Below are 23393 nucleotides of genomic sequence, written 5' to 3' on the forward strand. Positions count from 1 at the left end.
ACCCCGGGTTCAGATCAGAGTTTGCTCATGTAATCCAGCAGATCGACCACGCGGCAGGAGTAGCCCCACTCGTTGTCGTACCAGCTGAAGATCTTCACCAGCTTGCCTTTCACGTTGGTGGAAGGGGCGTCGAAGATGGAGGAATGGTGGTTGCCAACGATGTCGATGGAAACCAGCTGTTCCTCGGAATATTGCAGATAGCCTTTCAGATAGGTCTCGGCAGCCTCTTTCATGGCGGCGTTGAGATCGTCCTTGGTGGTTTCGCGTTCCAGGTTCACGCAGAGGTCCACCAGCGAGCCGTCCGGCGTGGGCACGCGGATCGCGATGCCATCGAGCTTTCCGGCCAGTTCCGGGATCACCAGGCCGATGGCTTTGGCGGCGCCGGTGGAGGTGGGGATCATGCTCATGGAGGCGGCGCGGGCGCGGCGCAGATCCTTGTGCGGCAGGTCCAGGATGCGCTGGTCGTTGGTGAAGGAATGCACGGTGGTCATGAGGCCGCCGGCGATGCCGAATTTATCCTGCAGCACCTTGGCCACGGGAGCCAGGCAGTTCGTGGTGCAGGAGGCGTTTGAAACCACGGTGTGCTGGGGTTTGAGGCTGGTGTGGTTCACGCCCATCACCACGGTGGCGTCCACCTCGTCCTTGGCCGGGGCGGTGAGGATCACCTTGGCGGCGCCGGCTTTGAGGTGTTTGGAAGCGGCTTCCCGGGTGTTGAAAACACCGGTGGACTCGATCACATATTCCACGCCCAGTTCTTTCCATGGCAGGGCTTCGGGGTCTTTTTCCGCGTAAACACGGATGGTTTTTCCGTCCACTGTGATGCTGGCGTCGGTGTGGCTCACCTCGCCGGCGAAGATCTTGTGCACGCTGTCGTATTTGAGCAGGTAGGCCAGGGTCTTGGCGTCGGTGAGGTCGTTGATGGCCACCACCGAGATCTCGGGGTGGAATTTCAGGATGGCGCGCAGAACCAGGCGTCCGATGCGTCCAAATCCGTTGATGGCTACTTTTGTCATGTATGCTCCTATTAGAGTAATATGCTGTTGTCAGCGCTGCCGGTCACGCGGCAAAAGCCCATGACCGTGTTCTTCATCTTTTCTTCGCCTTTCGCCAGCCACTTGCGGGGGTCGAACTTGCCCTTGTCCGGGATGTAGGCTTCCGGCGCCACGTCGGGCGGGCAGACGATGGCGTATTTTTCTTTTTCCCAATAGGCTTGGATCGCCTGGGCCATGTCCATTTGGTAGTGGGTGTCCTTGTTGATCTTCACCACGCCGTTGGCGATGGCCACGCGCTGCTGCTCGTCGGTGAGCCCGGAAGCGCCGTGCAGCACCAGTCCGCGCTCCACACCGTGGCGGATAAGCAGGTCGTCGATCTGCTTGATCAGGTCCAGGCGCAGCACGATGTTTTCACCCTTGGAAACGCCGTGGTTGGTGCCCACGGAGGCGGCGAAGAGGTCCACGTTGGTTTTTTGCACAAACTCCAGCGCCTCTTCGGGCCGGGTGTAGAGCTCGGTGTCCGAAACTATCTCGTCCTCGGTGCCCTTGATGTGGCCGATCTCGCCTTCCACGATGATCCCGTGCCTGTGGGCCACCTCCACCACCTCTTTGGTGACGCGGATGTTTTCCGCCAGATCTTCTTTGGAAGCGTCGATCATCACGGAGGTCACCAGGTTTTGTTCGATGCAGTGGACGATGAAGTCAAAATAGTTGGGGGTGGCGTGGTCGATGTGCAGGCCCACGCCGCTTTTGGGGAATTGCGCGGCAAAGGTCTTGATCATGGTGGAGATCAGCGCCGCGCCGGCTTTCATGTCCTGCGATTCGCCGGCGGCGAATTTGCAGGCCCCGCTGCTCATCTGCATCAGGCCGTCGGAATTGGCCGCCGCGTAGCCCTGCACGATGGCGCGGATCTGGGTGTCGAACACCACGTTCGAAGCGATGATGCCAAAACGCTGCCGTTTGGCTTTGAGGAATACCTCTCCCAATTGTTTACCGGTTAGAAACATTTATAACCTCCCTGGTCAGATGTTTTTTTTCATAATCTTTAGGCTTTGGAGTGGATGTCAAGCGAAATCCTCCTCGTCCTCCGCGGTGGCCGTCAAATCGGTTTCCGCCTCCAGTTCGAGGACTTGGGCCGCGTCGTCCACCGGCAGTTCCTGCACCTTGTTCAGTTTTTTCTGGATCTGGCGGCTGCGGTGGCTGGCCTGTTCGATGGTGTTGGAGGCTTCCTGCAGCTTTTTCTGAGTGTGCTCCAACACTTTGCCAAATTTGCCGAATTCGTTCTTCACCGCGCTGAGGATCTTCCAGACCTCGCCGGTGCGCTTTTCGATGGCCAGGGTGCGGAAACCCAGCTGCAGGCTGTTCAGGATGGCCGCCACCGTGGTTGGCCCCACCACCACCACCTGATATTGGCGGCGCAGCTGCTCAAAGAGGGCGGGATCGCGCAGGACCTCGGCGTAGAGGCCTTCCACGGGCAGAAAGAGCAGCGCGAAATCGGTGGTCAGGGGCGGATTGAGGTATTTGTCGCGGATATCCCTGGCGCAGCCCAGGATGCGGTTGTAAAGAGCTTTGCGGGCGGTTTCCGTGGCCACAGGGTCACCGGCGTCCCAGGCCTCCACCAGGCGCGTGTAATCCTCGATGGGAAACTTGGCGTCGATGGGCAGGTAAACGCTTTCCTGGTCTTCATCGCGGCCAGGCAGGCGAATGGCGAATTCCACCACCTCGTCGCGCCGCTTGTGGGGTTTGAAATTGCGCGTGTACTGCTCCGGCGTGAGCATCTGCTCCAGGATCGCGTCCAGCTGGAATTCGCCCATCATGCCGCGGTTTTTCACGTTGGTGAGCACCTTTTTGAGGTCGCCCACCCCGCTGGCCAGGCTCTGCATTTCGCCCAAACCCTTGTGCACCAGCTCCAGCCGCTCGCTCACCTGCTTGAAGGATTCGCCCAGTCTCTTTTCCAGGGTGTCGTGCAGCTTCTCGTCCACCGTTTTGCGCATCTCTTCCAGCTTGGTCTCGTTGTTGGCGCGGATCTGTTCCAAACGTCCTTCCAGAGCAGTTTTCAAGGCATCGAACTGCTGCTGCTGGGTGTTCACCAGGTCCTGCAGTTTGCGGGCCAGCGATTCGGCCAGGTTGTTCAGCGAAGTGCCCAGTTCCGCGCGATTCTTGGCGGCGTCGGCGTTGATCAGCTGGGTCAGCTTGTTCAGCGAAGTGCTGCTTTCCTCGCGGTTTTTACGGTTTTCGCTGTTCAGGTTTTCCTTTTGCAAATTTAGGGCGGAAACCACTTCCCGGCGGGATTCAGATTCCAGGTTCAGCATGTCTTCCAGTTTCTTTTCATTGCTGGTCCGGATTAGCTCCAACCGTCCTTCCAGAGCAGTTTTCAAGGCATCGAACTGCTGCTGCTGGGTGTTCACCAGATCCTGCAGTTTGCGGGCCAGCGATTCGGCCAGGTTGTTCAGTGAAGTGCCCAGTTCCGCGCGGTTTTTGGCGGCGTCGGCGTTGATCAGCTGGGTCAGCTTGTTCAGCGAAGTGCTGCTTTCCTCGCGGTTTTTGCGGTTTTCGCTGTTCAGGTTTTCGTTCTGCCGGTCCAGCGAGGCCACCAGTTCCTTGCGGGTGTCGGTTTCCAGGGCCAGCAGGTCCGTGCGCAGGCGCTGCAGATCATCGCGCAGATTGCGTTCAAAGGCCTCCAATGCGCCGGAGAACCTGGTTACGGCCTCCAGCCTGTCATCCGGAGCTGAGCGTTTGCGGTAGAGCAGGATGGCGGCAACCGTTCCCAAAACCAGGATCAGCGCGCACAGGGTCAGGATCGCCCAAAGCATCATTGCACCAGGCTTAGGATACTTTGCGCATCAGATAGTAGAGCGAGCCGATCAGGGTGATGTCCTGATGCTCGTCCGGGTTGATCAGCAGGGGCTGGTACTCGTCGTTGAGCGAAACCAGGATGATCATTTTTTCCTTGTCGTCCATCATCAGGCGTTTCAGGGTGATCCCGCCGTCGATCCGCAAAGCGCAGATCTGTCCCGCCAACTGTCTCCAGTCCTGGCTTTGGCGGATCAGCACCAGATCGTTGTTGAGCACCGTGGGTTCCATGCTGCAGCCGTTCACGCGCAGGCAAACATAGTCGTCCACCACCCCGCGGATCATGGCCCGGCGAATGGTGAGAAATTCCATATAGGTGTCAAAATTGTCCACGGGCGGGCCGGCCGCGATCTCTCCGGAAACCGGGATGTCCAGCAGATCAGCCCAGCGGGCCTGCTCGCGGGAACGCGCCAGAACGTCCAGTTCGCTGTGGATGAAATCGCGCACCTGATTGAGCTTTTCCCTGGTTTTTTGCCGCGAATCCTGCGGATCCACCCACATCGGGCCCTTGCCGGTGATCAGCCAGTGCAGATTGACGTCACAGAGTTTGGTGAGCAGCAGCATCGTGTCTGTGGACGGACGTATCTTTCCGGATTCGATCTGCGAGATGGCGGATGGCTTCACCTTCAGGGTTTTGGCTAGGGCGCTTTGCGTGACCTTCAAGGTTAAACGCAGGGCCCTCATTCTTCTTCCGATCATGTTGTTCCTCCAGTCTGAGCTTGTTTTCGCCCCCGCCACGCGGGAACCTTGTCGCTCAGAGCAACTTTTTCCACCCGCCCTGCCCTGTCAAGCGCTTTTTTGTAATTCGCGCTAATAGCTGCCGCCAGGCGCGGTTATTCCTGATTCGGTTTAACGCCCTCCTGGTGTTGGACCCGTTTGTCCTGACAGCTTTTGTCCTCTCAGCCCGGACTGCTGACGGCTTGATAGGGCCTATGCCGCCAGGACGACTCATGCATGCAGTATCGGGATCACGGGGTTTGTCCAAGCTGTACAATTATCATCCGGGCGATACTCATCGATCCAGTCTAAATTGCACAATGAACCCTGAAGACCGTTGCACCTAAAAGTGGACAAAAAGTATGCATAATAAGTTCTTGACAAATTATATACGCAATTCATTTTGGTACCAGCACAACACAGGAGCCAAACATGGAAAAAGAGACCATAACCTTCGCCGATCAAGAGATTGCCAATCGCCTGGCAAACCGCAAACACTTTCTCAAAGACATAGAAATCCTGATAGACTGGAAAAGGATCAGGACCATTCTTGCCAAAGTAGAGATCCGGCGTCTGTCTGTGGCGGGTCGGGATGCCTTTTCGGCCGAGGTTATGTTTCGGATCATGGCAGCCAGCAGCGGCACCTCCCGGTCCACATAGTCAGATGTCTTGACTTGTGTATTGTTGTGGTGAACCCTTGCGATCGTCCCATGTTAAAAATTAATTTGAAAATCTATGGTATTTTTTGAGTACCTTTTATCAGTTTATGCTTAACAATTGGGTGCCTGATTGCCCCACTCACGGCTATCACTTTGAAGAACAACCGGTCAGCATATTCCGTAAGGCCTTCCATAATGATCTGGGAGGATTCCACATTTTGCAACAATGTGTCAAATGAGCAGTCGAAGTATGGTTGGTCGCTCACATGTACCTCGTAATGACTGACCGTTATGGTATTACCCATGATATCCTGAGTAACGTCATCCCAATCTATGCTCAACACTTCATTCTGCACACTGATACTCAGATGTTGTGGCACCTGAGGTTCGTATGCAGATGAGGTCATGGCTGTCACAATCACAGGGTGTTGGGTAACCCATCCTGCTTCGTCAGTTGCTTGAAGCAGGAAGTAATAGCGTGTTGCAGGCTCAAGACCGGCAACTGTGGAGAACACCAAACCTTCGCCTGCATAAGCCAGAACAGGATCATTTGAGTTATCCCAAAGCATATCTGCCTCGCTTACGTCCGCTTCGTTTGAATAGTAGATCATGTAACCAGCGAAGTTTAGATCGCTGGAAGCAGACCAAGTAAGTAAGATTGTGGTATCGGACACATCCTGCACGAAGAAGCTGGAGATATCAACGGGCGGTGTGGTGTCCACTCTGAAAACCCAATCATCATCAATACCCTCAGTATTAGTTAGGCCACTAAAGCCAATAGTGCCGCAGAGGTCGGTAGCCTTGAGTTCAAATTTGTAAATGCCATCTGAAGTAACAAAAACAGGAATAATCACCCCAAACTGCGCGTTTCGCACAACATTGCTCTTAACAGGGTCTGACACTTGCCAGGCCTCTTCTGGATCGTAGACACCATTTTGGTTTTCGTCAATGCGATACATAACTGATCCATTACTAATGCCACTTGCATCAGACATCAAAGCCCCGATAACAAGATCCGTCGTGTTGCTCCAAACAGGTAGAGGCTGACCTTCAGGCTCAGGGTTAAAGAATTGCGGCGCTGTAGTGTCGATTCGCACAAGCCAATCATCATTGATTCCTTCAATGTTTTGGTTGCCACTGTAGCCGATATTTCCAAGGTTATCTATTGCCTTGAATTCAAAGCAATAATGGCCGTCACTAGTTAGGTCTAGCTGGATTGTAACTGTGCAGTCACTCTGGGTAGATAGCAGTTTCTGCCGTTGTATTTGTTGCCAGGACTCGTCATCGTCATAAACGCCATTTCTATTTGCATCATATCGGAACAGCATCTCGGATATGGCATTCATGTCCTGGACTGTAGCGCCGATTATTACTGCCATCGAGTCTATCCATACTGGATCGGGCTGGTTAGCCGGAACTGGGTTAACGAATAATGGCGCTGTTGTGTCAATCCTAACCAACCAGTCGTCATTGATGCCTTCTGCATTTTGATCTCCGCTGTAACCAATATTTCCCAGAGCATTCAGAGCTCTGAATTCAAATCTGCATAGGCCATCCGCCTCAAATATTACCGACTGAAGAATATTAAGCATACAAGACGCATATTCAAAATTGTCAACATTTTGCCAAGATTCGTCAAAATCATATACTCCATTTCCGTTACGGTCATAACGGAATTCAACGCTGATTATAGCATGCGAGTTACTTACTGTGCATCCCAAGACGACTTCTCTGGTCATCCAGTCGGGATCAGGTTGGTTTGTTGGAACTGGATCTGAGATAACTGGAGGCGTGCTATCTATGCGGACTACCCAATCGTCAACAATGCCTTCGGATTCATTGATCCCGCTATAACCAACGTTACCATAGATATCCGCAGCCCTGAATTCAAAAGGCAACGAACCATCTGTATCATATTCAACATCTACATTGATGTCCAAGGTATCTCTATTAGTGTCATATAGTTCAAGCCGGGAGATATTCAACCAAGTTTCGGATTCATCATAGATTCCATTGCCGTTTTTATCATATCTGTATTGTATTGAGTTTGGATCTATCAAGTTAAAATCTGAAACTTTGCATCCTATAGAAGCTACTCTACCACCAAACCAATCAGGCTCTGGTTGTCCGGCAGGTAAGGGATCTGTAAACACTGGACCCGATCTATCAATGAATACAAAAACAGGGTCTGACATCTGCGATACGTTATTGCTCTGATCCACAGCCCTGATCGCTATCCAATACTCTCCATGTTCAAGAGGTGTGATGTTTGTTTGTGTCGTAGGCATGAATCGGAGTTCGGAATCTTGGAATACCGACCATAATTGATCTGAATTATCGACAACACTATCGGTAGAAATATATAGTTCGTATTTCCCAAAATACGTATCATAACTCGGATCCCAACCAAGCATCGCAGAATTGTTATCCTGTACTATAAGGTGCAAACCTCCAACGGGAGAAGGGACTTGTGTGTCTCTAACTAAACCACTAATAATGAAATTGTCTACAGTCCAAAAATTATCCTGCCCAATGTTAGCGTTAGGATTGCTGTAAAGCCAACGAAACCTCACCGAAGATTTGCCATCTAACACAGGAACTGAATAAGTTTTTAAACCAGTGTGACTTGTAGAATAAGCATCAACTACTGTGTAGCTTACGTTATTCAATGTGTACGCAAAAGAGCCAAGTCCATCACTATAAGGTAGGAATTCCGAATCAAATGAAACCTGAATTTCTTTGTAATCAGTTAAATCATGGAGAAAAGATAACATACGCTCATTAACTGTGCCCCCAACGGTAGCCATTGTCTTCATCACGTAATTGTCATCTCCTAGCAAGATGGGTTGCCAGGGGAAAGTTGTGGTCCCAGAGTGCAGAGAACCCCATCCGTCGGGTAATACCCCTTCATTGTTAAACGTCTCATATGACATCCATGTTTCTCTTGAAGTTAAAACCACTGATTGCTCGGCAACCCACCCGCACATATCCACGGCTTCAACTGATAGAATTGTGGTCCCATACCAGTTCTGCTGTGGGATCAGCAACAATTGTCCATCTGCTAGTTGCTGTGTGTCTACGTATTCGTTGTCGATGATCTCATAATGCAAGCCTGGTAAAGATGAATAGAAATATGTCTCCACAGTGTCAAGAACGAATTGACTATTCATATTTATCAAAACATCAGGAATAATAGCAGTTACCAAAGGAGGCTCATGTCTTTCATACATAATGTCGTCGATGTAGATGGAGCGGCCTTCTCCTCCCAAACCGTGCTTGAATGCGATGCATGAACCTGGACCAGAATAGTCCTGCATAGATAGCATATATTCAGTTAGGTTGGTGGTTACGGTTAGGCTGTGTGTTTCTATATAAGTGTCAGGATCAGTTGGATTTGTCATAACCCCAATTGAAAGTGGAAAATTGACTCCTCCACCTCGAGACCAAAACTTAAGGATTATGTCGCTTACACTAATTGATTCAGCGAGTGGAGGACCGGCAAGGATTAGGATTGCTTCTGCGTCATTGGGATTGTAGAGTCTTGCACAATTTGGCTGGCTATAAGAGTAAATGGTGCTGGCTCGAGTTCCTGCAACGGCATCTGAAGAAACAGATTGGATAACTGCTGTCCAGTCAAATGGTAATTCAGGTGCAGTCACTTGATCCCAATTTTGCGCGTAGGGGAGCATAGTTACTTCTGGGTTTGGTTGTGTTGTGAAGCTCCATACTGGGCAATTACTTGCATCTCCTGCTGCATTGAAAGGAATGATTTGCCAGTAGTAAGTTGTACTGTAAGTTAAGTTTGGATCATATGTTGAAGAACCTGTGTTCTGGGCAAGAGGCGGCGGATTTGATAGTCCGAAATGAACCTTGTAACCAGTTAGGAACATATCGTCGCTTGACCAGTTGAGAGGGGCGGAGAGGGGCACATTAATTGCATTGTCAGCCGGAGACACTATAGATACTGGATTGGGTGGGTCAATAGCTTGGTTGATTATTCGGATGTTGGCTCGATTCACTGAAGCAGTTCCTGTGGTAGCGGTTGAGGCATCAACTGAATCACTTTGGAAGCGCAGGCAGGTGTTGGTGCCCGTCGTTTCAGTATGATAAACAGAAGCGTTTTGCGTAAAGTTTCCCGGGATCATAGATGTCACTATATCCACCAGCAGATTTGAGCTTCCATCCCAAATAAAAGGAGTTGTTAGTTGGTGTGTGTTCCAGCCGATGATAGGCATGTAACTGTTTTGGTTCCACACTTGGGTGTATTCTCCCACTTCAAAAATTGTGCTCAGGGAGCTTTGCTCTGTTTGCTTCATCCTAATTGAATAGTATGACATAGGTGAGCAGTCGTTAACAGACAGAACGTTGAAGCTTATATACGTTACCAATCCCGGTAATCCCCCTGCAGCGGTTATCTCATCAGCTGTATAAAGATACTGCTGACGAAAATTTTTATAATATGTGCCATAAGGGGTTGGTGATCCTGAAGCCGTATTGGCAGACGTTCCGTTGCCTATAGTAACAATGTTAGCTCCCGCAGGAACTACTAGAATATTCAGATCTTGACTCAGGTCGTTAGCAGTAAAGGAATCACCGATAAGTAAGACTTTAGCTTTGAGTACGATAGAACCCTCATCAATTGGTGTCCAAGTCAGAGGTATCTCGACAGAAGTGCCTGCAGCAAATGCAACACCAGTAGCGGATGCCAGTTCCACCTCATCCCCATCCAATAGCTTTACTGTGTAGTCATTCTGAGGGGCAGTACCCCAGTTGAAGATTATCGCTTGGTAGATTACTGATTCACCGACCGAGGGGGTTGCGTTTCCGTTAAGCGTAATGCAGCCGAGATCATTGGCAACGTTATGTTCGAACACTATATCGTCCACATATATGTATCGACCTGTTCCTCCAAGACCATGCTTAAATGCTATATTAGTACCGTTTCCTGTGTAGCCTGAAAACGGGACCACGTACTCACTAAGGGTAGTGGTGAGTTGCAAGCTAAGCACATCGGTATATGTTGAGGGGTCTGTGGGATCAGTTAGCACACCGATAGATAGTGGGTATCCCGTTCCGCTGGATCTGGCCCAGAACTTCACACGTACTGAGTTAACCGGTAATGTTACAGCTAAAGACGGCCCCACCAAGATGAGATTTGCTTCAGCATCGCTTGAATTATAGAGGCGAACTGTATTTGGCTGGCTGTGGGCGTTTGTAGTAGAGGAGTAGGTGCTCACGGTGGCGCTTGTGGATGTTGATTCTATGATTTTGGTCCAATCGTAAGGCAGAGCAGGAACTGATACTGCGTCCCAGTTTTGTAAGTATGGCAACTCGACTATCTCAGGATCACTATGGGTGGTTAATCTCCAAATTGGACACTCTAACGCCTCACCATAGTTATTGTAAGGAATAATTTGCCAATAATAAACAGTATTGAAACTCAACAATAGGTCTGTTATGTAAATTTGATCTGATTGAATGATACCATTAACTAAATTTGAGGGAGGCGTATTAGTTCCAATATAAACTTTGTATCCGATGATCGTACCAATTCCAGGATTCCAACTGAAGCTGGTTTCAGGTGAAATATCAGTTGCCAGGTTTACAGGTAATGGATCCTGAGCTGGCCGAGGTAAGTTGGAAAAGATAAAAACCAAACCAGTTGCAGGAAAGACTGATGAAGTTATCCGGCAGGAAGCGTTGCTGGCCGTGCCCGCCTCAGTGGCTGACCAGTTCGTGGTAGTAGTACGGTTGTTAAAGTCCGCGCTTGATTCTCCCCTCAAGCCAACTTGGACGGTCCATGCCACAGAGGCATCGACCGCAGTGAAATCACCGTAGGCTAATACAACCCTATTGCCGTTTTCATGCAGTTGTATCTGGAAGTTAAAAATGTCTGGGGCACATGAAGACGGGATGCGGCGATAGTTCTTCCACTGGACTGTGAAAACCCGGTTGGGGGCGGTTCCTGTTGGAAGATAGCTGAGTTCTCCGTCTTCCCGGCTTTTAATGTCTCTGCTCAGGGCAGCCACAACATTGTTGGATCCTGTTGATGAGCTTAAGGGCAGATAGGTGTTCAGTACTTCCACGCCCATAGCCAGAAATCCGTTGGTCTGCACACTGACTTCGGAGAAAGTAATTCCGTTGTAATGAAACGAGAACCCCAAGGGTAAAGAATTGAAGCTCTCATTATCATTGGCACTTGTGCCCAGGACTGTACCTCCGGTAATCTCAGTGTAAGCGCCAATAGCACTTGTAAATCCATATTCGCTTACCAGGGCATGTGCAGCCACAGCACCAAGCATAAAAAAGAAAAGCCAGAATTTAATCCAACTAGTGTTCATACGATCCTCCACATTTGAATAAACTTCTTGTTTCACAGTTACTCGCAGCGCATATTTGTGTCAAGATATTTGTTGGGGAGAGAGACAGATAGTTGGGTTCATAATCATGTTTTTCCATGCTTTAAACCTTTGTGGGCAAGCTGCAGACCGAAGACATCCTTCAGTCTAAAAAACGAAGGTTTTCTGGACACCGACACGCAAAAAAACGAAAGCATGGCCTCAATAACAGCCATTTGCATCATTTTTATCTTCTTCCTCTCGTTTCCTCGGTAATCACGTTCAGAATCCTTTTCCCGTTCCCGGCCGCTCCTGATCAGCGAACCTGGGGACCAAGGGCTGGGAAAACTACATCTTCAGGATGAGCATGTTTTCCGCCACCTCACGTTCCCAGAAGTGGAAGCCAAGGCTTTGCAGCAGGGGTAGGGAGTCCTTGAAGGCCGGCGGCACGATGACCCCATAGCTTTTACGGCTGCCGAAGAAGTGCTGGAAATAGGGAAGGTCCTCTTTGATGGCCGGGGTGGGGGCTTCCAGCAAAGTGAGGTGGGGTTCGTGGCCTCCGCCGAGGTAGTAGGTGGCGCGCGGGGTTTGGAAGAGCCGGCCGTGGCGGTTCAGGAAGGGCAGCGCGTCCGGGCAGTGATGCAGGCTTTGCCAGGCGCAGGGGATGTACTTTCCGTAGTGGCGAAAGGCTTTGAGGTCCACCCGCGGCAGCAGCTTGGGTTCCCGGGTGGCCTTGATGCCGCGTTTGTTGAGTTGCCAGAACGTGGCCACCACCTTGAAACCCAGTTTCTGCGTAAGGTGCAGGCTTTCCTTGTTCAGATAGTAGGTGCAGAATTCGAAGGAGCGCACCTTGCCGGCGCGGCGCAGATCGTGGGCCAGGGCAAAGGAATGCCGGTTCATGAGGGTGGCCACACCGCGGTTTTGATAGCGGGAACGCACCCGCAAGCCTTCGAACCACAGCACCTGGTCCGGAAAGAGCGAGAGCTTGAGGCAGGCGATCACGTGGCCCTGGTATTCACAAACCAGAAACCAGGGTTCAGAGATCCAGCGGTCCATCACTTTGGGCAGATAGTCCGTGCCGCCCCAGATACCTTTGGAAACGCTGATCAGATCGTCTCTGTCGGCCTTGGTGGCCGGCCGGATCAAGCAGCTGTCGAGCTCAAAATTCATGGTTCACCACCCCAAAACGTTGCGCAGAATCCACCACAGGATGATCCCACCCGCGAGGACCCAGCCCAGCCAACGCGATCGGAGCTCCGCCAGCGCGTCCCGGTTCCACAGGGCGCTGTAGATCAAGGCCAGCAGCACGGCCGGCAGCAGGGCCACGGCCAGGGCGTTGAAGCGCAGGGCCTGAAGAAAATCACCTTCCAGGATGGCGCGCACAGCCCTCAGCGAGCCGCAGCCGGGACACCTGAGGCCCGTGAGGCTGAGAAAGGGACAGCGGGGCAGGGGGTTGGCCGCGGTGGGATCGACCACCGTAAGCGTTGCCAGCAACAGCAGAAAAAGGCCCAGGATAACGAAACGGTTCGCGAAATCCACCCCGCGCAAGCGGGTAAGCACGGGAAAAGCTTTGAACGCCTGTCTTTTGGGCATTGCGGCTTACAGGTTGGAACCGATGTTGGCGATGAAGCTGATGATGCCCACCACCAGGCCGAGCCAGAATGAGGTGTTCACAAAGGATTTGGCCTTGATGGCGGCGGCCCGGGCTTTTTCCAGATCGCCCAGTTTGATGGCGGAACCGGCCTGGGCGGCGTTGACGATGGCCGCCACTCCGAAGGGCATGCAGCAAAACAGGGTTACCAGAATGGCCTCGGCCATGTAGGTTTTGGGAGGCGGCCCCGCCTGAATTTCCGGCCCGGCGGCGCTGTAAGGCTGAGGCGCGGCCAGATGGGCCTCAAAAACCTGTGGTTCCGGTAGGCGGAAATCCCCCTGCAGGGCTTGCAAAACCTCGTCGCAACTGCCAAATCTTTGCTCCCTGTCCTTGGCCACCATGGTGCGCAGCACCCGCACGGAGTTGTCGGAGATGAATTCGTAATATTTGCGGGGATCGGGAACGGGTTCTTTGACGATCTCGTCCATGATGGCGTAATCGCTGGCGGTTTCGACGTTGTAAGGCACCCTGCCGGCCAGCATTTCGAAGAAGGTGACGCCGAGGCTGAAAATGTCCGAGCGGCCGTCGAGGTCCTTTTCAGCGCGCACCTGCTCCGGGCTCATGTAATAGACGGTGCCAACGTTCTGGCCGGTTTTGGTGAGGCCTTTGTCGCCGATGAGGCGGGCGATGCCGAAATCGAGGATCTTCACTTGGTCGTTGGCGCCCACGACGATGTTGGTGGGTTTGATGTCGCGGTGGATGATGCCGTGGCTGTGAGCGAGGCTGAGGGCGCTGAGGACCTGGCTGAGGATGTTCAGGGCGCGTTTTTCGGGGATGGGGCCAATGCGGGCGATCAATTCGCGCAGAGTGTCGCCGGAAGCGTATTCCAGGATCATGTAGAAAGTGCCGAATTCCTCGCTGAGGGTGTAGAGGCTGACGATGTTCGGATGGTTGAGGCTGGCCTGGATCTTGGCCTCGTTGCGGAATCTCTGCACGAAATCGGTGTCGGTGGTGAGCTCGGGGTTGAGGGCCTTGATCGCCACGGGGCGGTTCAGGGCGGTGTCGAAACCCTTGTAAACCTCGCCCATGCCGCCTTTGCCGATGAGCGCTTCCACCCTGTAGTTGGAAATCATGGAGCCGGGTACCAGCATCAAACCTCCTCAGAAAACGTTGGTGAGGAAAAGCTGGGCGGGGCGGAAGTTCTGTCAAGCAAAAGATGGGGCGGAACGGGAAGGGAAGAAAGTGATTGACAAAAAAGGGGTCTGCAAATTCAAGGATAAAACTTGCTTGTGGAGGATTAGTCCTAATTGGTAAGGCAGCGGTCTTGAAAACCGCCGGGTTCTGCCCATGGGGGTTCGAATCCCTCATCCTCCGCCAAAAAATATAGTGTGATCCCGAAAGGGGAGAGGTGACCGAGCTGGCTGAAGGTGCACGCCTGCTAAGCGTGTGAGGGTCAAAAGCCCTCCGAGGGTTCGAATCCCTCCCTCTCCGCCAGATATTGCAATGGGCAGTCGCCAAGCGGTAAGGCAGCAGGTTTTGGTCCTGCCATCCGGGGGTTCGAATCCTCCCTGCCCAGCCAACTTCAAAGTTTCCCATGGGATGTCGTCTAATGGTAGGACAGCGGACTCTGGATCCGTACGTGAGGGTTCAAATCCTTCCATCCCAGCCACTTCAAACCCCGGTTCAACGCCGGGGTTTTTGGTTTAAAGGGAGTTTATTCCCACTCGGCGCGCTTGTAAGCGGCCGCTTTGCGCATGTGTTCGTCGGCGGTGGCGGAAAAGTCGTTGCGGCCTTTGCGATCGGCCACGAAGTAAAAATAATCCGTCTGGGCCGGTTCCAGCACGGCTTTGAGAGCTGAAACGGAGGGATTGCAGATGGGGCCCGGGGGCAGGCCGAAATTGCGGTAGGTGTTGTAAGGCGACTGGATCTGGGTATCCTGAATGGAGAGCACGGGTTTCTTCACGCCCTGGCGCTCGAGCACATAATCCACGGTGGGACAGGATTCCAGCCTCATCCCGGACTCCAGGCGGTTGCGGATCACGCTGGCCACCAGGGGCCGCTCGTCGTCATAATTGCTTTCCTTTTCCACAATGCTGGCCTGAATGAGCAGCTGGAAAAAGTTTTGGGTGTGGGCGGGATCGATCCCAGCGCTGCTCAGGCGGCTAAAAAACTGCTCCGCCATCTGGCGCAGGATCTCCTCCGGGCCCACATCCAGAGGGAAAAAATAGGTTTCGGGATAGAGCCATCCCTCCAGGCTGGGAGCGCTAAAGCCGGTGAGCTTTTCCACAAACAGCGAATCCGTGGCCAGTTGGTGCAGTTCAGCATATCCGGCCAGGCCGCTGCGCTCGATCCTCTGCAGGGTTTTGTGCAGGGAGAGCCCCTCCGGGAAAGTGATCTTGACGGCGCTGACATTGCCCTTTTCCAGCAGCCTGAGAGTTTGGAAGAGGCTGTGGTTGCCGCCCAGGGAATAGGTCCCGGCGATCAGGCGCCGGTCGGTGCCGCGCAGGGATGCCATGATCCTGAACAGCCTGGCGCTGCGGATGATCCCGCCTTCCCTGAGCCTTTGGCCGATGGTGGCGGCGTTGTCGCCAGATCTGATGCGGATGGCGATCTGGTCGGACCTCAGGGGCAGAAAGAGGCTGCCGAGCAAGCTGAGCAGGAGGGCCAGGGCCAAGGCCAGCGGCAGCCAGCGCAGGATAGGCCTGAGGCGGGGAGGCAGGTTCACAGGCTTTCCAGATAACTTTTGAGGATCATGGCGGCGGCCATGGCGTCCTGGATCGGGCGGCGCTGCTTCCAGCCGTAGCCAAGCTTGATGAGTTCTCGCACCGCTTCGTCCGTGGAGTAGCGTTCATCCCAGGGTATCACGGGAACCTCCAGCGCGGCGGCCAGTTTGGCCAGGAAAGCTTTGGTCTCGGTGGTTTTGGGGGTGTCGCCGCCCTCGATGGCGTAGGGAATGCCGCAGATCAGCAGGGTCACGCCCTGCTCCGCGATGGTGGCCTTGAGATCGGTCAGGATGCCGGCCAAACCTTCATTGGGGATAACTTTGAAAGGTTTGGCCAAGATCCGCAGCGGGTCCGAGAGCGCCAGGCCCACCCGCTTGCTGCCGTAATCCACGGCCAGGACGCGTCCCGGCGGGGTCACAGGTTCGATTCATCCCTCCAGATGGCGATGTACCAGCGGTTGTTGGCCGGTTTCAGATAGAAGCGGGCAATGCCGCTGGCCGTGAGCATGGAATTGGAGGAATAATAGCTCAGCTTGAGGTCAAAGGGCGCGGGCACCACCACCCAGTCTTCATGGCCAAGCTCAGGATCCTCTTCCCAATTGACTTCCGGGGGTATCTGCAGGCGCAGGTAGAGGTCGTCCGGAGCGGGGGTGCTGCCGTCGGTGGAACCGCTGGTGAAGAGGTTTTCGGTGGAGATGACCTCCTGGTCGTAGCCCCACCAGGAATCGCGGATGCCGTCTCCATTCACGTCGATGCCGATCAGGCCCACCTCGCTGGAGATCAGTTCAAAGCGAAAATCCGGGGCCAGCAACTCCTTGTAGATGTTGATGTTGCGTTCCTTGTAGGCCAGTTCCAGGCTTTGCAGAACCTCCAAGGGGGTGCCGAAGCGCAAGGTGCCGTCGGAATTGTCGATCAGCGGCGGATGGAAAGGATTCCAGCAGCTGGAGAGCAGCAGGATGAGCGCCAGCAACGGCAGGAAGAGGAGCCTATTGCGAGAAGCCATGCTTCATCCTGCCCCAGGTGGGGTTGGCAAAGGTGCGGTAATCGAACCATTTGCTGATGTACCAGTAAGCGCCGGATTTGCGCAGCTGGATCTCCAGGTTGCCCTTGTAAGGGCCGGTGGCGCCGGCCACGGCGGGAAAACCCCCAAGCTCGTACTGACGGAAGATCCGTGCCTCCGTGGAGCCGATCTCGTCGGGTTGGGCGGCCAGCGGGGTGAGGGTGACCGTTGCGTTGTCCAGGCCGGGGGTCTGGCTGAAAAGGTTGAGCAACATGTCCTGTTCCTGAGTGGCGTTCCAGGAGGCGGGAAGGTTGTAGTCGTTCACATCCTGCGCGGCAAAGCGGAAACTGAAATCCTGAGTGAACAGCCCGGAGTATTTCACGGCGTTGCGGCTGTCTTCAAAGCAATACTCCAGATTTTGCAGGCAGAGGTCCCAATTGGTGGGATAGCTGCTCCAGGGGGCCTGTTCCACGGGGGGTTCCGATTCCCGCAGGCGGAAAAGGTCGCAGCCGGACAGCGCCAGCATCATGGTGAGGAGTATGGCGATATTTCTCATGATTTCATCTTTACCGAGCCTCCCATTCGTGTCAACATAAATTTGGGCTGGGGATCTGACAGAGGTTGTTCCACTCCAGAGACGCGAAGGAAGCAGAAAGAGCCAACAGAGCAATTTCTGGGATCGGTTAGCCGGACGCCCGGGACATGATCGGCTTTCTTCAAAACCGGACGGGTAAAGCCTGGAAGTGACAGAAATGCTTCCCCACCGCCATGTCCTGTCAGTCACGCCTTGAGCGCTCGCTACCATCCCCCTCCCACGCCCCCCGCCTGATCATCGCATCAAACGCGGCCATCAGGCGGGAGGCGGGTCCGGGACCCGGGAAATGGCCTTTAGGGCCAGAGGGGCAGCGTTTCGCTCCTACACAGGGTCTTCGGCCACTTCGCCCTCACGCCAACGTATTCCGCAGCTGGGCTTCACCCACCCGATGTGAAAGAAAGCCATATGTTTCCTGGCGTACAAGGAAGATGAGTGAAAACAGGAAACCCAGAGAGAATCGGACAGGCCACGGAAAACAACAGCCCAAGAAAATCCGTAAATGCGTAGGGAATGGAAATGCCAGGAATCTTATGTGCTATGGCAGCCCAGCACTTCTCCCACGGTGTAGAGCGAGCCGCCGCAGACCAGGATATCCGCGGGTTTCAGCTCTGCTTGGGCGATCCGGAAGGCCTCCGCCACGGAATCCGCGGCCACATGTTCCACCCCGTGCCTGATCGCCTCGGCGGCCTGTTCGGCCACGGTGGCGGCGCGGTCGGAGCCGTTTTGGGCGAAGTAGATCTTCTCCGCGTTCCGGCAGATCAGGCGCAGCATTTCGGCGTAATTCTTGTCGGCCAGGATGGAGACCAGAAAACGAAAGCGGCGGTGGGGCCAGATCCGGCGCAGGGTTTTCAGCATGGCTTCCACGCCCTGAACGTTGTGCGCGCCATCGACAATGATCACCGGCGCCGTGCCCAGCACCTGCATGCGGCCACGCCAGTTGATGCTTAGCAGGGCGCGGCGCACTTTGGTGGCCGAGACCCTGATGCCCCGGGCATCGGCGTAAACGAAGAAAGCGGTGAGGGCGAGGGCGATGTTGCCAGCCTGGTGTTCGCCGATGAGGTTGGCCTTCAGGCCCCGGTAAACATGGTGGCCAAAGCTGTAATCGAAGCGCAGCCCGGTAGGACGGCGGGCGGTGATGCGGAAGCAATAATCCCGGCCGGGGAGATGGAAGGGCACATTCAGCTCGATCGCGCGGGCGAGGATTATCCGCCGCGGCGAAGCCGGGATGCGCCCCAGCACCAGCGGCACGCCGGCTTTGATGATGCCGGCTTTTTCAGCGGCGATCAGTTCCAGGCTGCCGCCCAGGGTTTTCACGTGGTCCAGGCCAATGGTAGTGATGGCCGCCACATTCGGAGTGAAGAGATTGGTGGCGTCCAGCCTGCCGCCCAGGCCCACCTCGATCACGTTGCTGTGGAGGTTTTCCTCGCGGAAGATCTGAAAGGCGATGGCGGTGGTTATCTCGAAGAATGAGGCGTCCCACTCTTCAAACAGCGGCTCCAACCGGTGGAAAGTGTCTAGGATCCGCTCGAAGGGCAGATCATGGCCGTTCACCCGGAAGCGCTCGGTGTAATCGATCAGATGGGGCGAGGTGTTGAGACCGGTGCTCAGCCCGTGGGCCAGGCAGAGGGCTTCCAGAGTGGCGCAAACGCTGCCTTTGCCGTTGGTGCCGGCCACGTGGAAACCGCGCAAATCGCCCTGGGGATTGCCCATGGCGTCCAGCAGATGTTTCATCCGGTTCAGTTCCAGCTTGACGTTGCCGGAATATTTCCGGTAGATGTGGTCCAAAAATTCCTGATATTGCAAAGCTATTCCTTGGTTTTGGCTGGGGGGCAAAAAATTCCCCGCGGCGGGCTTGTCTGCCACTGCCGCGGGGTAACATCCATGTCCGTTCAGGCCCGGCTACTCCATCTCAGGCTCGGCTGGAGCGGTTTCCTGCGCGGAAGCGTCATCCGGAAAAGCTTCTTCCGGGTTGGGAATCTCCGGGGCAAGCGACTGCCGCCATTGCATGATGGCCGGATCGCCGTTGGCGGCGGTGAATTCCTGGTGAGGCGTGTTTTTCCAATAGTTCAGATACTTCTGAAGCTCTTCGGATTTGATCTTGGCGCTGTTCTTGGCAAAGTTGTCGATCAGCGCGAGATCGGCTATCATCACATTCTGGAGTTTGGTGGTGCTCATGTTGTCGTAGAAATTCTTGTCCAAAACGTGGGTGGGAAAGTCAAGCATGTTGGGGCAGAAGACCAGGATGCCGGAATAGTGTTTGGTATCCCCGTCGATCACTTCGTAAAGGTGTTTGCCGAAGACTTGGTACGGGGTTTTCTCGCCCTGCAGTTCGGGGCAGTATTTCTCCTCGCTGAGGTAGGGTTGTTTGCTGCCGGGTTTGATGGCGTTGCGCAGCTGGTCGAGGTCGCCACTGAAGTCCTGCTGGGTTTCCAGCACATAGTCGTTGGCTGCCACCCAGATATTTTTCATGTTAGTGGTGCAATCGTTGGTATTCTTCTCCGGATCGAGGTTGAACATCCCGGACAAAGCCAGGATGGCGATCAGAGCGATGGCCAGAATGGCGCTCAGCACCCAGAAAAGCACGCTTCCCTGTTGGTTTTTCAACATGAGTAACTCCTGAAAAGATATAGTTTTTCTAATAATTTTACGCCGCCCAATCACGTCAAGCCTTTTTTGCTGGCGGCATGATCTTGTTTATGTAGCCGTAGGTTTCCCGGATGTCGGAAAAACGCTCGCGGTAATCGGCCTCGGGGTCGATCCTGATGCCTCGCATCCGCCTGCCCACATTGCTTTCACCCCAGTTGTAGGCCGCCAGCACCAGGGTCCAGTTGTTGTCGAAGCGCTCGCGCAGGTAGTTCAGATAGCGGGCCGAGATGCTGAGGTTGTAAGGCGGAAAATAGAGCATGCCGCGCCTGTGGCTCATGTGCACGTAGCTGGCGGTGGATTCGCGCACCTGCCCCAACCCGATGGCCTTGGCCGGGGAAACGGCGAAACTGCGGAAGCGGCTTTCCGTGTTTATCAGCCGGTAGAAAATGCCCGGGTCGAGGCCGTAAACCACAGCCGCGCTAAGGGTCATCAACCTCACCGAGATGGGGTTGTAAACCAGGATCAAAAGCACCAAAAGCAGGACCAGGGGGAAATAGATGATCCTCCTGATCCTGCTTTTCTTTTTGGCGGAAGGCACGGTTTCGGTCAGGCCAGGCCTTTCTTGAAATCGTTCAGCCGCAACACGTGAGACACTTCTTCGTTAATGATGCGCCTCAGGGCGATGAGGGCCTTGGGGTTGGAAATGCTGTCGCTGAGGGCGTGGAAATAGAGCAGGGTGTCTTTTTCAAAGATGATGGCGTTGTCCACGAGGGTGGCCATGTCCGTGGCCTCGGTGGCCTTGCGGATGGCGGATTCCTCGCTGTTGAAGATCCGGCCGTCCACGATGGTCTTCAGATAGGCGGAAACCATTTCCCAGTCCTGGGTGAGTTCCAGATCCTGCATGTCCGCGTCGTCGCGCAGGGCCATGAAGGTCTTTTCGTGGTCCAGTTCCTGGTCACGCAAAAAAGCGATGAATTCGATGCTTTTGGCGTCCAGGTCCTTACGTTTGGTGGCTTCCTGGTAAAAGGCGTAGCCGTTGCGTTCGATCTGCACGGCCATTTCAATGATCTCATTGATCGAGAAAGCTGGCATTTTTCCTCCAGTTGGATATGTTTTTTTTGATTTCAGACAGTATGCTCACCGGGAGCGTATTTGTCAAGCTGAAAGTGCAAAACCGCCCTGGTTTCCGGGCTACGCAGTCCCGTTCATTCCAGGCCCACGTTCACCTGCGAAGGGCCCATCAGTTCGCCGATATGGTCGGTGCTGTCCTGAACCGCCTGGCGTGCCGCCTGGCTCGGCTGGGCCGGGTCCGCCGCCTGGACCGCAGCTGCTTTGGTAACCTCTTTCTGCACTTCCCGCATGGGATCCACGGCTGGTTCCTTCGCCTCTTCCGCCGGCAATTGGGGCTCGCTCGCCACCGTGGTGTCAGCCGCGGCAGGGCGCAAAAATTCCGGGGTTTTCAGCCAACCCTGGTTATTGGCATGCCAGAGGATGGCACCCAAGACCACCACGAAGAGGATGATGCCCAGCAGCCAGAGCAGATTGGGTGAGAGCATGATCTTGCCGGATTTATCCCCGCTGGAGCGGACGAGTTGTTTCTTGGTGTTTTCCGGCACCATCACCCTGAATTCCGCCATCACCTCGTCCAGGTCGGCCCCCAGGTAGCCGGCGTATTTGTGGACCATGGCCTTGGCGAAGCCGAAATGCCCCAGCTCAAAATAGCGGTTTTCCTCGATCAGCCGCAGCTGGTCCTCCCGCAGGCGCAGGTCTTCGAAAACCTTCTGGTAGTCGATGCCCTTTTCCTCGCGCAATTTTTGTAGATGCGAGCCTAGATTTTCCATTGGTAAACTCCACTGAAAGTGTGTTCCACAGTCCCCGCGAGCATGAATTCCCCGTTCTCCAGGCGCGCGACATGCACCGCCCCGCCGGGCATCTTCACCCAGACCTCATTGTCCAGCAGGCCTTTGTTGATGCCGCTGAAGACGCTGGCCACGGCGCCGGTCCCACAGGCTTGGGTGGCCCCCGCGCCGCGTTCCCAGACCTTCATTTCGATCTCCAGGCGTGAGACCACGCGCACGAATTCGGCGTTCACCCCCTCCCGGAAGCGCGGATGGCGCTCCAGGCGCGGGCCGGTTTCCAGTTCCTGGCCGTGCAGCCTGGCCTGGAAGGAGACGAAATGCAGATTCCCCACCTCCACCACCGTTCCGGTCACCCCCTCCAGGTCAAGGTCCTTCTCTTGCAGCACCGGTTTGCCCAGATTGACGCTGATCTGGCGATCCCGCACGGAGGCGTTTTTAAGGCCGCTGGCGGTGGCGATCCGCAGCTCCGCCTTGCCGGTGAGCCTGTGCAGCAGGGAAGCGCAGCAACGCAGGGCGGAGCCGCACATCAGGGCGTGGCTGCCGTCGCTGTTGTGGATCACCATGCGAGCGTCGGCCCCAGCTTCGGCCAGCAACAGCACCAGGCCGTCCGCGCCCACGCCGGTGCGGCGGTCGCAGATGTCGCGGGCGAGGGCGTCCGGCGGCAGCGAGGTTTCCCGGGTGTGCAAAAGCTGCAGCACCACGAAATCGTTGCCCTGGGCCTGGATCTTGCCAAAGGGGATCAGCATAGCAGGTCTTCCATCATCTGGTTGAAGCTGTACAAACCCTTGCGCAGCGAGATCCACTGCGCGGCCTGCAGCGCTCCGGTGGCGAAACAGGCCCGGGAACGCACCCGGTGGCTCAGTTCCAGGCTGTCGGTCTCGCAATCGAAGATCACACTGTGGGTGCCGGGCACTGCACCACCGCGCAGGCTGGCGAAGTGCAACTCGTTCTTGAGGATGCGGCGGTCCAGCTTGTCGTAAACGGCTTCATCTTTCACGCTGCTTTCCCGCAGGATGGCTTCGGCCAGCTGGATCGCCGTGCCGGAGGGACTGTCCGCCTTTTGGTTGTGGTGCATTTCCCAGCCGCAGACGTCGTACATGGTAAATTTGTCGCAGATGGAGGTGGCATATTGGATCACGCGGGTGAAGAGGTTCATGCCGATGGAGAAATTGGCGCCCCAGAGAATGCCGGTGCCGTGGCGTTCGGCCAGGTCCTTCACCTCGTCCAGATGCTTGTGCCAGCCGGTGGTTCCCACCACCATGTGCTTTCCCGCGGCGGCCACCTGGCGGATGTTGTTCAGGGCTGTGTCCGGCAGGCTGAAATCGATGCAGACGTCGGCCAGGATCTCCGGCCTGATCTCGCGTTCGCAGCCTGCCTGGCTGGGATCGATGATGGAGCGCACCCGGCAGCCCTGCGCCTCGGCGAGGCTGGCGATCATGTGTCCCATCTTCCCGTATCCGATCAAGCTTATCTCCAGCATC

At 54.9% G+C, this 23393-nt stretch carries 20 protein-coding genes and 4 tRNA genes; 5 read left to right on the forward strand and 19 right to left on the reverse strand.

What is annotated here, in order from left to right; genetic code table 11:
- Positions 1–14: 14 nt before the first annotated feature.
- The 4 genes from gap to LHW45_04320 are packed head-to-tail and all read right to left on the reverse strand — an operon-like array spanning position 15 to position 4544.
- Positions 15–1013: a type I glyceraldehyde-3-phosphate dehydrogenase gene (gene gap, locus LHW45_04305; protein MCB5284799.1), complete on the reverse strand. Its 999-nt coding sequence runs from the start codon at positions 1011–1013 to the stop codon at positions 15–17.
- Positions 1014–1024: 11 nt separating this feature from the next.
- Positions 1025–1999, reverse strand: coding sequence for a class II fructose-bisphosphate aldolase (locus LHW45_04310; protein MCB5284800.1), 975 nt, complete (start codon positions 1997–1999; stop codon positions 1025–1027).
- Between the two features lie 57 nt (positions 2000–2056).
- Entirely contained in the window at positions 2057–3805 is a 1749-nt protein-coding gene (gene rmuC / locus LHW45_04315) for a DNA recombination protein RmuC (GenBank protein ID MCB5284801.1), read from the reverse strand.
- A 13-nt stretch (positions 3806–3818) separates the two neighbouring features.
- Complete coding sequence (locus LHW45_04320) at positions 3819–4544, reverse strand: XRE family transcriptional regulator (GenBank protein MCB5284802.1); 726 nt, start codon at positions 4542–4544, stop codon at positions 3819–3821.
- 450 nt (positions 4545–4994) lie between these two features.
- Between LHW45_04320 and LHW45_04325 the strand changes: the two genes are divergently transcribed.
- Positions 4995–5222 carry a hypothetical protein gene (locus tag LHW45_04325; GenBank protein ID MCB5284803.1) on the forward strand — a complete coding sequence of 76 codons (228 nt, stop codon included), beginning with the start codon at positions 4995–4997 and terminating at the stop codon, positions 5220–5222.
- 73 nt (positions 5223–5295) lie between these two features.
- Here LHW45_04325 and LHW45_04330 read toward each other — a convergent pair whose 3' ends face one another.
- The 4 genes from LHW45_04330 to LHW45_04345 all read right to left on the reverse strand — a co-directional run bounded on the left by LHW45_04330 (position 5296) and on the right by LHW45_04345 (position 14301).
- Positions 5296–11598 (reverse strand): choice-of-anchor J domain-containing protein, encoded by a 6303-nt coding sequence (locus LHW45_04330; GenBank protein MCB5284804.1) that lies wholly within the window; start codon positions 11596–11598, stop codon positions 5296–5298.
- A 309-nt stretch (positions 11599–11907) separates the two neighbouring features.
- Positions 11908–12729 (reverse strand): GNAT family N-acetyltransferase, encoded by an 822-nt coding sequence (locus LHW45_04335; GenBank protein ID MCB5284805.1) that lies wholly within the window; start codon positions 12727–12729, stop codon positions 11908–11910.
- Positions 12730–12732: 3 nt separating this feature from the next.
- Entirely contained in the window at positions 12733–13152 is a 420-nt protein-coding gene (locus LHW45_04340) for a DUF2752 domain-containing protein (protein ID MCB5284806.1), read from the reverse strand.
- A 6-nt stretch (positions 13153–13158) separates the two neighbouring features.
- Positions 13159–14301, reverse strand: coding sequence for a protein kinase (locus LHW45_04345; GenBank protein MCB5284807.1), 1143 nt, complete (start codon positions 14299–14301; stop codon positions 13159–13161).
- A gap of 140 nt (positions 14302–14441) precedes the next feature.
- Here LHW45_04345 and LHW45_04350 point away from each other — a divergent pair.
- From LHW45_04350 to LHW45_04365, 4 genes are all read left to right on the forward strand, one after another.
- A tRNA-Ser gene (locus tag LHW45_04350) sits at positions 14442–14527 on the forward strand.
- A 25-nt stretch (positions 14528–14552) separates the two neighbouring features.
- Positions 14553–14644 (forward strand) — tRNA-Ser (locus LHW45_04355).
- 10 nt (positions 14645–14654) lie between these two features.
- Positions 14655–14729 (forward strand) — tRNA-Gln (locus LHW45_04360).
- Between the two features lie 16 nt (positions 14730–14745).
- Positions 14746–14819 (forward strand) — tRNA-Gln (locus LHW45_04365).
- Positions 14820–14864: 45 nt separating this feature from the next.
- Here LHW45_04365 and mltG read toward each other — a convergent pair.
- From mltG to dapB, 11 genes are all read right to left on the reverse strand, one after another.
- Positions 14865–15875 carry an endolytic transglycosylase MltG gene (gene mltG, locus LHW45_04370; GenBank protein MCB5284808.1) on the reverse strand — a complete coding sequence of 337 codons (1011 nt, stop codon included), beginning with the start codon at positions 15873–15875 and terminating at the stop codon, positions 14865–14867.
- Positions 15872–16291 (reverse strand): Holliday junction resolvase RuvX, encoded by a 420-nt coding sequence (gene ruvX, locus LHW45_04375; GenBank protein ID MCB5284809.1) that lies wholly within the window; start codon positions 16289–16291, stop codon positions 15872–15874. Before ruvX ends, mltG begins: the two co-directional genes overlap by 4 nt.
- Positions 16288–16875, reverse strand: a complete 588-nt coding sequence (locus LHW45_04380) for a hypothetical protein (protein MCB5284810.1) — start codon at positions 16873–16875, stop codon at positions 16288–16290. The genes ruvX and LHW45_04380 overlap by 4 nt, the downstream gene beginning before the upstream one ends.
- Complete coding sequence (locus LHW45_04385; GenBank protein ID MCB5284811.1) at positions 16859–17428, reverse strand: hypothetical protein; 570 nt, start codon at positions 17426–17428, stop codon at positions 16859–16861. The genes LHW45_04380 and LHW45_04385 overlap by 17 nt, the downstream gene beginning before the upstream one ends.
- A 567-nt stretch (positions 17429–17995) precedes the next feature.
- On the reverse strand, positions 17996–19270 hold the full coding sequence (locus LHW45_04390) for a bifunctional folylpolyglutamate synthase/dihydrofolate synthase (GenBank protein MCB5284812.1): 1275 nt from the start codon (positions 19268–19270) through the stop codon (positions 17996–17998).
- 96 nt (positions 19271–19366) lie between these two features.
- Positions 19367–20074, reverse strand: a complete 708-nt coding sequence (locus tag LHW45_04395; protein MCB5284813.1) for a hypothetical protein — start codon at positions 20072–20074, stop codon at positions 19367–19369.
- 55 nt (positions 20075–20129) lie between these two features.
- Complete coding sequence (locus LHW45_04400) at positions 20130–20651, reverse strand: transglycosylase SLT domain-containing protein (protein MCB5284814.1); 522 nt, start codon at positions 20649–20651, stop codon at positions 20130–20132.
- An 8-nt stretch (positions 20652–20659) separates the two neighbouring features.
- Positions 20660–21145 (reverse strand): ferritin family protein, encoded by a 486-nt coding sequence (locus LHW45_04405; protein ID MCB5284815.1) that lies wholly within the window; start codon positions 21143–21145, stop codon positions 20660–20662.
- 113 nt (positions 21146–21258) lie between these two features.
- Positions 21259–21894, reverse strand: a complete 636-nt coding sequence (locus LHW45_04410) for a helix-turn-helix domain-containing protein (GenBank protein ID MCB5284816.1) — start codon at positions 21892–21894, stop codon at positions 21259–21261.
- On the reverse strand, positions 21882–22658 hold the full coding sequence (dapF, locus tag LHW45_04415; protein ID MCB5284817.1) for a diaminopimelate epimerase: 777 nt from the start codon (positions 22656–22658) through the stop codon (positions 21882–21884). Before dapF ends, LHW45_04410 begins: the two co-directional genes overlap by 13 nt.
- The gene (gene dapB / locus LHW45_04420) at positions 22652–23392 is read right to left on the reverse strand and encodes a 4-hydroxy-tetrahydrodipicolinate reductase (protein MCB5284818.1); all 741 of its coding nucleotides are present in this window, start codon (positions 23390–23392) and stop codon (positions 22652–22654) included. The genes dapF and dapB overlap by 7 nt, the downstream gene beginning before the upstream one ends.
- Between the last annotated feature and the right edge of the window lies 1 nt (position 23393).

The sequence above is a fragment of the Candidatus Cloacimonadota bacterium genome (assembly GCA_020532085.1).
GTDB lineage: Bacteria > Cloacimonadota > Cloacimonadia > Cloacimonadales > Cloacimonadaceae > Syntrophosphaera.

What these genes read in the sequence shown, in the direction of transcription:
- gap (MCB5284799.1), bottom strand. Translation starts at nt 1,013, where the DNA reads ATGACAAAAGTAGCCATCAACGGATTTGGACGCATCGGACGCCTGGTT.
- LHW45_04310 (MCB5284800.1), bottom strand. Translation starts at nt 1,999, where the DNA reads ATGTTTCTAACCGGTAAACAATTGGGAGAGGTATTCCTCAAAGCCAAA.
- rmuC (MCB5284801.1), bottom strand. Translation starts at nt 3,805, where the DNA reads ATGCTTTGGGCGATCCTGACCCTGTGCGCGCTGATCCTGGTTTTGGGA.
- LHW45_04320 (MCB5284802.1), bottom strand. Translation starts at nt 4,544, where the DNA reads ATGATCGGAAGAAGAATGAGGGCCCTGCGTTTAACCTTGAAGGTCACG.
- LHW45_04325 (MCB5284803.1), top strand. Translation starts at nt 4,995, where the DNA reads ATGGAAAAAGAGACCATAACCTTCGCCGATCAAGAGATTGCCAATCGC.
- LHW45_04335 (MCB5284805.1), bottom strand. Translation starts at nt 12,729, where the DNA reads ATGAATTTTGAGCTCGACAGCTGCTTGATCCGGCCGGCCACCAAGGCC.
- LHW45_04340 (MCB5284806.1), bottom strand. Translation starts at nt 13,152, where the DNA reads ATGCCCAAAAGACAGGCGTTCAAAGCTTTTCCCGTGCTTACCCGCTTG.
- LHW45_04345 (MCB5284807.1), bottom strand. Translation starts at nt 14,301, where the DNA reads ATGCTGGTACCCGGCTCCATGATTTCCAACTACAGGGTGGAAGCGCTC.
- LHW45_04380 (MCB5284810.1), bottom strand. Translation starts at nt 16,875, where the DNA reads ATGGCTTCTCGCAATAGGCTCCTCTTCCTGCCGTTGCTGGCGCTCATC.
- LHW45_04385 (MCB5284811.1), bottom strand. Translation starts at nt 17,428, where the DNA reads ATGAGAAATATCGCCATACTCCTCACCATGATGCTGGCGCTGTCCGGC.
- LHW45_04395 (MCB5284813.1), bottom strand. Translation starts at nt 20,074, where the DNA reads ATGTTGAAAAACCAACAGGGAAGCGTGCTTTTCTGGGTGCTGAGCGCC.
- LHW45_04405 (MCB5284815.1), bottom strand. Translation starts at nt 21,145, where the DNA reads ATGCCAGCTTTCTCGATCAATGAGATCATTGAAATGGCCGTGCAGATC.
- LHW45_04410 (MCB5284816.1), bottom strand. Translation starts at nt 21,894, where the DNA reads ATGGAAAATCTAGGCTCGCATCTACAAAAATTGCGCGAGGAAAAGGGC.
- dapF (MCB5284817.1), bottom strand. Translation starts at nt 22,658, where the DNA reads ATGCTGATCCCCTTTGGCAAGATCCAGGCCCAGGGCAACGATTTCGTG.
- dapB (MCB5284818.1), bottom strand. Translation starts at nt 23,392, where the DNA reads ATGCTGGAGATAAGCTTGATCGGATACGGGAAGATGGGACACATGATC.